This is a genomic window from Streptomyces sp. NPDC051018, assembly GCF_044456085.1.
Taxonomy (GTDB): domain Bacteria; phylum Actinomycetota; class Actinomycetes; order Streptomycetales; family Streptomycetaceae; genus Streptomyces.
The window spans coordinates 1-1,072 of record NZ_JBITFN010000053.1 but is presented as its reverse complement, the minus strand read 5'-3'; the positions used below and the strand labels follow the sequence as shown (position 1 = coordinate 1,072).

Here is a 1,072-nt window from a genome sequence, read left to right as displayed (position 1 = left end):
CTTGGGTTCAAGGGGTCGTCGCAACACCACTTGGTTTCAGGTGGTGAGTAGATCACGTAGACGCTCGGCTGGGGTATCCCAGCCGAGCGTCTTGCGTGGGCGGCCGTTGAGTTCCTGGGCGACATGTTCGAGGTCTTCGGGGCTGTGGACGCTCAGGTCGGTGCCTTTCGGGAAGTACTGCCGCAGCAGCCCGTTCGTGTTCTCGTTGGAGCCGCGCTGCCAGGGCGAGGCGGGGTCGCAGAAGTAGACAGGCATGTCGGTGGCCATGGTGAACTGCTTGTGGCGTGCCATCTCGCTGCCCTGGTCCCAGGTCAGGGAGCCGCGCAGGTGGGCGGGCAGGGTCTGGATCGTGGCGATGAGCCCGTCGCGGACGGTCTCGGCGTCGTGGGTTCCGCCCGGCAGGTGGACCAGCATGGTGTAGCGGGTGTTCCGTTCGACCAGGGTGGCGATCGCGGAGCGCCCGCCCGCGCCGATGATCAGGTCGCCTTCCCAGTGTCCGGGCACGGCCCGGTCCTCGACGGCGGCGGGGCGGTCGCTGATCATCACCATCGGGTCGATGAACCGCGGGGTGCGCCGCTGCGGGTCCCGGCGTGGTCTGCGGCGGGTGCGGCCGGAGCGGACGGCTGCCTGCACTTCCCGTTTCAGGCCGCCGCGGGCCTGGAAATACAGTGCCTGGTAGACCGTTTCCACGCTCACCCGCATGCTCTCGTTGTCGGGATACTCCTTGTGCAAAGCGTGGCAGATCTGTTCCGGTGACCACCGCCTGCGCAGTCCGTCCTGGACGAAGCGGCGCAGCGGTCCCTCGCGCAGCAGCTTGCGGTCCTTGGGCCGGGGTCTGCGCGCTGCCGCGGCCCGGTGGGCTGCGTAGGGCTGGTAGCCCTCGCTGCCCGAGTTCGCGTCGATCTCCCGCTTGACCGTGCTCGCCGGCCGCCCCAGGGCCCGCCCGATGGCCCGCAACGACCGGCCGAGCGCGCGAAGATCACGGATCTTCTCGCGCTCGGCGAGTGTCAGAAACCGCGGGTGAAGCTGCTTCTCCAGGGCTGTCAGGCCCACCGGTGGCGTGGTCACATCG

Annotated in this window: 1 protein-coding gene; it reads right to left on the bottom strand. The window is 69.0% G+C overall.

The genetic code is table 11. The annotated features are described in order from the left end of the window. Positions 1–36: 36 nt before the first annotated feature. Entirely contained in the window at positions 37–1,068 is a 1,032-nt protein-coding gene (locus ACIBCM_RS35275) for an IS30 family transposase (RefSeq protein ID WP_399250540.1), read from the bottom strand. Positions 1,069–1,072: the final 4 nt, after the last annotated feature.